5 protein-coding genes and 1 pseudogene are annotated in these 7,540 nt (G+C 71.9%); 1 reads left to right on the plus strand and 5 read right to left on the minus strand.

The features are described from left to right. Nucleotides 1-38: 38 nt before the first annotated feature. The 4 genes and pseudogenes from ABFX55_RS09345 to ABFX55_RS09360 form a co-directional block, all read right to left on the minus strand. Nucleotides 39-137, minus strand: a pseudogene (locus ABFX55_RS09345) (ectoine/hydroxyectoine ABC transporter ATP-binding protein EhuA); the annotation flags it as partial. Between the two features lie 648 nt (nucleotides 138-785). Continuing rightward, nucleotides 786-1,301 carry a hypothetical protein gene (locus ABFX55_RS09350; RefSeq protein WP_346119594.1) on the minus strand — a complete coding sequence of 172 codons (516 nt, stop codon included), beginning with the start codon at nucleotides 1,299-1,301 and terminating at the stop codon, nucleotides 786-788. A gap of 421 nt (nucleotides 1,302-1,722) precedes the next feature. Then, nucleotides 1,723-1,962, minus strand: coding sequence for a hypothetical protein (locus ABFX55_RS09355; RefSeq protein WP_346119596.1), 240 nt, complete (start codon nucleotides 1,960-1,962; stop codon nucleotides 1,723-1,725). A gap of 217 nt (nucleotides 1,963-2,179) precedes the next feature. After that, on the minus strand, nucleotides 2,180-5,125 hold the full coding sequence (locus ABFX55_RS09360) for an ATP-binding protein (protein ID WP_346119598.1): 2,946 nt from the start codon (nucleotides 5,123-5,125) through the stop codon (nucleotides 2,180-2,182). 54 nt (nucleotides 5,126-5,179) lie between these two features. Here ABFX55_RS09360 and ABFX55_RS09365 point away from each other — a divergent pair, with 54 nt between their 5' ends. After that, nucleotides 5,180-6,022, plus strand: coding sequence for an NAD(P)-dependent oxidoreductase (locus ABFX55_RS09365; protein ID WP_346119600.1), 843 nt, complete (start codon nucleotides 5,180-5,182; stop codon nucleotides 6,020-6,022). 49 nt (nucleotides 6,023-6,071) lie between these two features. On the opposite strand, the gene ABFX55_RS09370 is transcribed toward ABFX55_RS09365, so the two are convergent. Beyond that, nucleotides 6,072-7,540 (minus strand): hydantoinase B/oxoprolinase family protein (locus ABFX55_RS09370; RefSeq protein WP_346119602.1); only part of this gene is annotated, 1,469 nt, incomplete at its 5' end.

Raw genomic sequence — 7,540 nt, forward strand, 5'->3', positions numbered from 1 at the left:
CCTTGGCCAAGGTGCGCGTGCGCTCGTGGCGCCGGGGCGCGCATGACGTCGAGCACCTCGCCGACGAGCTCCGGGTCGAGTGCGGAGTCGGGCTCGTCTAAGAGCATGAGCGTGGGCTGCATGGCCGGCGCGCGGGCCCTCCACATGCGGAGGTGGCGAGCAGGAGCGCGGTCATGAGCGCGCAGGCTTGACGACCGCCTTCTGAACCTGAGGTGAGCACGCCATCAGTGTGGGAGCGTGTCCGCTGCCCGGCATTGGGGCGAGCGCCAAACCCCGTCCGGCCGGCGCTATCGGATCGGCCAAAAGCCTGCGCGCCAGTCCCGGTGGTTCATCGATCGACGCCTTGGACAGCCGGTACATGAACAGGTACTCGTCGCCCCGCGTGCCACGCGGGTCCGGGTGATCCCGTGCGTCAGGCGGAGCGGCCGGTTGATGTGGGTGGCGACCGCGTCGTCCCATGCCATCCGCGCGGCACTTCCACGATCCGACCGACGGCGACATCTTCGTGGACACCGGCGACGGCGACGACTGCGCCGAGAAGTACGTCGCGAAGCCAGAAAGCCGCCAACGCCGCCCACGCCAACTCCGCGACCCGGCGAGCGTGCCAACGCCCAGCTGAAAACCTGGCGCATCCTGCGCAATCACTTCTCGCAGGTCAGCTCGTCAAAACAATCCTTGTCCTTCCACTCCGCGAAGCGAGAGGAAGAACGCTCACTGCAGGAGGACTACTGGGAGCGGGTGCTGTTCGCGGGACAGGAAGCCCGCTGATCAGTAGGGAAGCCTTCTCAGGGAAAATCCGGCCCCAGACATTCCCAGTAGCCTTCGTCGCAATCAGATGCGCACTCCCGGAATTCCTTGCTGCCGTACTCGTACTCGCGCAGGCAGTAGCCCATGCAATCCTGGTACGCGATATCGCAGTAGATACCGTCTGCCCGCACTCGCCGGTGCCGGCGAGATCCTGGGGCCGGTCCGCCTGCCCGAGCCGATCGCCGGGGGACGTCTCGTGGGAACGCTCTGCTCAGTTGCTGGAGCACGTCGTTCAAGATCGGATCGGCGAAGGTGGTCTCCACAACCGGGGACTTCTTGCCGCAGCAGGTATGGGACTCCTCGGTGGTGGTGACGGACTCAACGGCGTCCTTCGGCACAACGAAGGCGTGGGAACGCAGGGGACCGGCGCCGACGGCATACGGCGTGATCTTGACATGGTCGGGTCGGTCGGCGACAGCTTCGACAATGCTCGGCAGGCCTTGCTGCTCCTGCTGTGCGATCAGATCGTCCAATGAGATCGACTCGCCTGCCATCTCGGCCCCCGGTCGGTAGGAGACATGCTTTCGAATCCAACCTGCCCGGTGTCGTGGTGGATGCCGCGTGCGACATGCCGTCCCATACGGAAGGCTGCATAACACCATGTGGTTCGCTTGGCCTTCGGGCACTGCGCAGCCCCCGCCCGTAACAGATCTTGTGACATGTGAGGGAAGCCCGTGTCATGGGGCGGGGCAAGCCGGAACCGCAAAAGCGTGTGAACGCGCAGCTCACGAGTTGGCGTGTACTGCGATCTCCGCGGATTAGGCCGCCCGCCGACGGGCTGCATGGTCGGCGGGGGGCTCGTACCAATCACTCGTCGCAGGAGGCGACATCTTCCGGCTGTGCGTGCGAGCGGTCAGAGCGACGAGGGCACGCGGACGTCACACGTCGTCGGCTTCCCACCCGTGCGGTGAGCGCTCATTCCCGCTGGCCGGGACGGTCGACGATCACCGACGACAGCAGGGCCGTGTTCCAGACCGCCCCCTTGCGGGCGACCGGTTCGCTCTCGCCGGGACGCAGCTCATCACGCAGCCAGATTTTCTGGCGACCCAGGTAGCGGTAGGTGACCGGGTCGAGGATGTCGTAGTGGCGGATGGCCAGATCGACGTCTCCCTCCCGCCAGATGCCCAGGCCGCTGCGGCCTGCGGCGTCACGCACCCCCTGTTCGATCCGGACGCCGCGGTCGGGATGACTGGCGTCGTAGCGGCCGCGGCGCCGGAAGGCGCAGGAAGGCGTCCCTACGCATTGGTTCGTCGGCTTTCGCCCGTACGGCCGGCGCGGGTTCGCGTGGTGGGATGTGATCTACGTCATACAGGGGTCGCCAAGGGATCGACCTAGACCGCAGACCCCTCCCTACCGCTGGCCCGACGGCTGCTCAAGGACGTGCGTCCGGCGATCCGCCGATCCGGCTTCGATGTTCCTCGACGCCCGAGACCTCCTCGAGGGGGAGCGGGGCGGCGTCGGTGGTGCCGCGCGCCTGCCGTACACGGGCCTCGACCCGGTCGACGTCGCCGCGTTCGGCCGCGGGCAGGGGAGCGCCGACGGCGCGACGGGTGGCGGCCGCGGTGGCGAGCAGGCGTGCGGCCAGGTCGTGGCGTCCTGCCAGGGAGTGCGCCCCTGCCAGCCCTTCGAGGGCGAGGGCGACGGCGCGGGGGTCGCCGCTGGCTCGGGCGGCGGCCAGTCCCTGCAGGTGGAGGTCGAGGGCGCCCACGTGGTCACCGCGCTGCTCGGCGACGAAGCCGAGCTCGGCCAGGACGAGGGCGCTGCCTGGCCTGGCGTCGAGCCTGCGCATCCAGTCGAGCCAGGCGCGCAGGTGGGTTTCGGCCTCGTCGAGGTGGCCCTGGCGTCTGGCGGTGAGGGCGAGGCCGGTCTGGGCGAACTCCTCTGCCGGCTTGTTGGCCTGTTCGGCGGCGAGCCGTCCGGCGCGGGTGTGAAGCTCGCGGGAGCGGTCGTGGTCGCCGGTGAGCAGGGCAATACGGCCGAGGCTGGAAAGGCGCCAGGAGATCTCGCTGGTGAGTCCGAGCTCCTCGGCGAGGCCGAGCCCCTCGGTGCGCAGGGCGGTGGCGCGGGCGTAGTCGCCGGTGATCTCGGCATGGGTGGCGAGGAGGTCGGCGGCCCGGCTCTGCCCCCAGCGGTCGCCGACGGCGCGGAAGGCGTCGAGGGCCGCCTGGGCGTCGTGGTGGAGGCTGACGAGGTCGCCGGACTGGAGCGCCTTGGCGGCGCGGGTGCTCAGGGCGGCCGCGGTGCCCCAAGGGTCGCCGAGGTCGCGGTAGGCGGCGAGCGCGGCGTCGGTGAGGTGGGCGGTGTCGTCGCCGATGCCGCGCTGGGCGAAGGAGAGCAGCCACTGCGCCCGGGCCAGCCCCGCAGGGTCGTCGTGGAAGAGGGCCAGGGCGGCGCCGGGGTCGGCCGGATCGCCCGACAGGAGGGTGAAGGCGGCCTGCCATGCGGCGGTGCGTGCGTTCGGGCCCTGCCGGAGGGCCCTGGCGAGGTGGCGGCGGGCTTCGGTGAGGCGGCCGCGCAGGAACCAGTACCAGGCGAGGGCGTCGACGAGGCGGTGGGCGTGGTCGGCGGGGGCGTGGTCGAGGGCGGCGCGGAGGTTGGCGGTCTCGGCGTCGAGGGTGGCCAGCCACTGGCGCTGCCCAGGGCCGCGCAGGTGCGGTTCGGCCTGTTCGGCGAGCGCGGTGTAGTACGCGGTGTGGCGCTGGCGGATGGCGCCGAGCTCGCCGGCTTCGTGGAGGCGTTCGAGGCCGTAGGCCTTGACCGACTGCAGGAGGCGGTGGCGCGGGCCGGGGCTGAGGAGTGAACGGTCGACCAGGCGGGCGAGGACGTCGGCGACGTCGATGCGGGGCTCGGCGCAGGTGCGCTCGGCGGCGTCGAGCGCGCATCCGTCGGCGTGAACGGCGAGGCGTCGCAGGACGACGCGTTCGGGCTCGGTGAGGAGGTCCCAGCTCCAGTCGATGACGGCGCGCAGGGTGCGCTGGCGGGGCGGGGTGCCGCGCTGCTCGGCGGTGAGGAGGTGGTGCTGGAGGCGTTCGGCGAGGGCGTCGGCGCCGAGGGCCCTGGCTCGGGTGGCGGCCAGCTCGATGGCCAGCGGGATGCCGTCGAGGTGGGGGACGAGGGCTGCGGCGTCGCCGGGGGTGAGGCTGGGGGCGCGGGCGAGGAGGAGCTCGACCGCGGCGGCGGGGTCGAGCGGTGGGACGGGCCAGGGGTGCTCGCCGGGGATGGCGAGGGGCTCCCTGCTGGTGGCGAGGACGCGGAGAGTGGGGACGCGGCGCAGCAGCGTGGCGCCGAGTTCGGCGGTCGCCTCGATGAGGTGCTCGCAGTTGTCGAGAACGAGGAGGGTGGGGTGGCGGGCGTGGAGCGCGGTGGTGAGGTCGGTCGTGTCGGGCAGGCGCAGGGCCTGGGCGACGGCCTGGGCGGGGTCGTCGGTGTCGGCGAGTTCGACGAGGTGGGCGTTGGGGTGGGCGCGGGCCGCCTCGATCGCCAGCCTGGTCTTGCCGACGCCTCCAGGCCCGGTGAGGGTGACGAGTCGTGACCTTTCGAGGGCCGCGCGGACCTCGCGGACGGCGTCGTCGCGGCCGACGAGGTCGGTGAGCGCGGCCGGCAGGTCGGATCGCGGGGGCAGGAGGGCGGGGTCCTGCCTGAGGATGGCCTCGTGCAGGGCGGTGAGCTCGGGTCCTGGGTCGAGTCCGAGCTCGTCGGCGAGGAGGGTACGGGCCTGGGTGAAGACGTCGAGGGCCTCGCTCTGGCGACCGGCCCGGTAGAGGGCGCGCATGTGGAGGGCGCGCAGCCGCTCGCGGAGCGGGTGTTCGGCGACGAGGGCGGCCAGTTCGACGGGGTGGCCCTGGGCGAGACGCTGTTCGGCCTGGTCTTCGAGCGCGGTGAGGCGCAGCTCTTCGAGGTGCGTGATGGCGGCCGCGGCGAAGGGCTCGTCGGCGTGGCCGGCGAGGGCGGGACCGCGCCACAGGGCCAGCGCCTCGTCCAGGCGGCCTTCGCCGAGGAGCGCGCGGAAGCGGGCGGCGTCGAGGTGGACGGCGCGCAGCGCGTAGCCGGGCGCCTGCGAGACGACGAGGTCGCGGGCGCCGGGCTCGGCGGCCTCGAGGGCGCGGCGCAGGTGCCAGATCTTGGTCTGGAGCGCGGCGTGGGCGTCGGTGGGCGGCGTGTCGCCCCAGAGGTCGTCGATGAGGCGGTCGGCAGGGACGACCTGGCCCTCGTGGGCGAGCAGGTCGGCCAGCAGGGTGCGGACCTTGCGTTCGCGGACGCGGACGGGCGTGCCGTCCTCGGTGTGGACCTCCAGTGGTCCGAGTATCGCGAAGCGCATGGGCGACACCGTATCGAGAGCGGATCGAGAGGGCGTCGCCGCAGGGTGGGGGGCATGACTTCAGTGACGGTGATCGGGCTTGGCCTGATGGGCAGGGCGCTCGCGGGCGCCTTCGTGAACGCGGGACTTCGGACGACGGTGTGGAACCGTTCGGCTGGAAAGGAGGTGGAGGGGGCGCGGCGCGCGGAGAGCGTGGCGGCGGCGGTCGGCGCCTCTTCGCTGGTTGTGGTGTGCGTGGTGAACAACGACGCGGTGCTCGGGGTGCTGGAGCAGGCCGGTTCGCTGGAGGGCAGGGTGCTGGTGAACCTGACCAACGGCACGCCTGCGCAGGCGCGGGAGGTCGCCGCCCGGGTGGCCGAGCTGGGCGGGCGCTACGTCGACGGCGGCATCATGGCGGTGCCGCAGATGATCGCGGGGCCGGGGGCGCTGGTGCTCTACAGCGGCTCGCGGGAGGCCTTCGAGGAGCACAGCGCCACGCTGGAGGTGCTGGCAGAGGCGCGGTTCATGAGCGAGGACGCGGGCGCGGCCGCGCTGTACGACCTGGCGTTGCTGAGCGGCATGTACGGCATGTTCGGCGGGATCTACCACGCGTTCGCGATGGTGCGGGCGTCAGGTGGCGACGTGCGGGAGTTCGCGCCGATGCTGACGGCGTGGCTGGCGGCGATGATGGAGGGTACGCCGCACGCGGCCGAGCAGATCGTTTCCGGCGAGTACACGACGGAGGTGTCGGCACTGGCGATGAACCAGCTGGCGATGCCGAACTTCTTCGAGGCCAGCAAGGAGTTGGGCCTGCGGAGTGACGTGCTGGCGCCGATCAGGGACATGATCGACAGGGCGGTCGAGGCGGGTCACGGGGCCGACGGCCTGACGCGCCTGGTGGACATGATCAAGGAGTAGGCCGGCGCCCCGCCGCGCCGGTCCGGGCGCGGCGGGGAGTTCGCCGGTCCTACCGGGTGGTCATGCCCTGGGCGAGGTCGTCGGCGACGGCCTCGGGGGCGCGCCGGGCGGCGGGGCCGTAGCCGCCGCCTCCTCCTGACTCGCAGCGCAGGACGTCGCCCGCCTTGACGGGCAGGGCGTTGATCTTGAGCATGTGACGTTCGGAGTCGGTGCCGGGATTGAGGACGACGCGGGGCGGTGCGCCAGCCGCGCCGCCCGCCAGGCCCCACGCGGGAGTGACGGAGCGCTCGAACCACAGGGACAGGGAGGTGTCGCCGCTGAACTCGTACTCGCGGACGACGCCGTTGCCGCCGCGCCACTGTCCCTGCCCGCCGGTGTCGGGGCGCACCTCGTAGCGGGTGACGCGGACGGGGAAGAGGGTTTCGAGGACCTCGATCGGCATGTCGCGCAGGGAGCCGTTGACGTTGTTGATGAGGGCGCTCTCGCCGTCGCCGCCCTCCCACGCGCCCCACCCGCCGACGGTGGCCTCCTGGGAGACGTACAGCTTGCCGGTGCGCGGGTCGGTGCCGGTGAACTGGACGATGAGGGAGTCGCCGTAGGAGGCGGCGGCGGCCTTGCCCGGCAGGACGGGGGCGAAGGCCTTGACGACCAGGTCGATGAGCAGGCCGAGGTGGGAGTAGTAGTACTGGCAGGCGGCCGGCGACTGCGCGGCGAGCATGGAGCCCGGCCTGGTGGTGACGTAGAGGGGGCGGAAGGAGCCGCCGTTGAGGGGGACGTCGCCGCTGACGAGGAGCTTGTAGGCGACCCGGACGGCGGCGACGGCCTGGGCGGCGCCGCAGTTGACCGGCCCTGTGGTCTGGTCGGCGCAGTCGGTGAGGTCGACGTGGACGGTGTCGCCTTCGACGGTCACGGTGACGTTGACCGGCAGCGGGGTGCCGAGGTCGATGCCGTCGTTGTCGAGGTGGCCGCCCGCGGTGTAGGTGCCGTCGGGGATGGCGGCGATGGCCTGGCGTTCGAGGCGCTCGGTCTGGGCGAAGATCTCGTCGCGGGCGGCGGTGACGGTGTCGAGGCCCCATCGCGTGACGATCTCGGCGAGGCGGCGCTGTCCCGTCATGGCGCAGGCGACCTGGGCGCGCATGTCGCCGAGCGTGGCGTGGGGGAAGCGGACATTGCGGGCGATGACCTCGTGCAGGTCGCGGCAGGGCCGTCCGGCCTCGTAGATCTTCATCGGGCCCATGCGCAGGCCCTCCTGGAAGATGGAGGTGGAGTCCATGGAGCCGCCGGGGTCCTTGGAGCCCATGTCGAGCCAGTGGGCGCGGGAGGCGGCGAACCCGGCCAGCTCCCCTTCGACGAAGATGGGGCCGTAGACGGTGACGTCGTTGAGGTGGGTGCCGCCGATGTAGGAGTCGTTGAGCACCCAGACGTCTCCCTCCTGCCAGACGTCGCGGCCGAACATGCGCTCGGTCTCGCGGGTGCACACCTCCAGGTTGCCCAGGAAGATCGGCAGGCCGCTCGACT

It is taken from the genome of Nonomuraea roseola (genome assembly GCF_039535395.1).
Taxonomy (GTDB): domain Bacteria; phylum Actinomycetota; class Actinomycetes; order Streptosporangiales; family Streptosporangiaceae; genus Nonomuraea; species Nonomuraea roseola.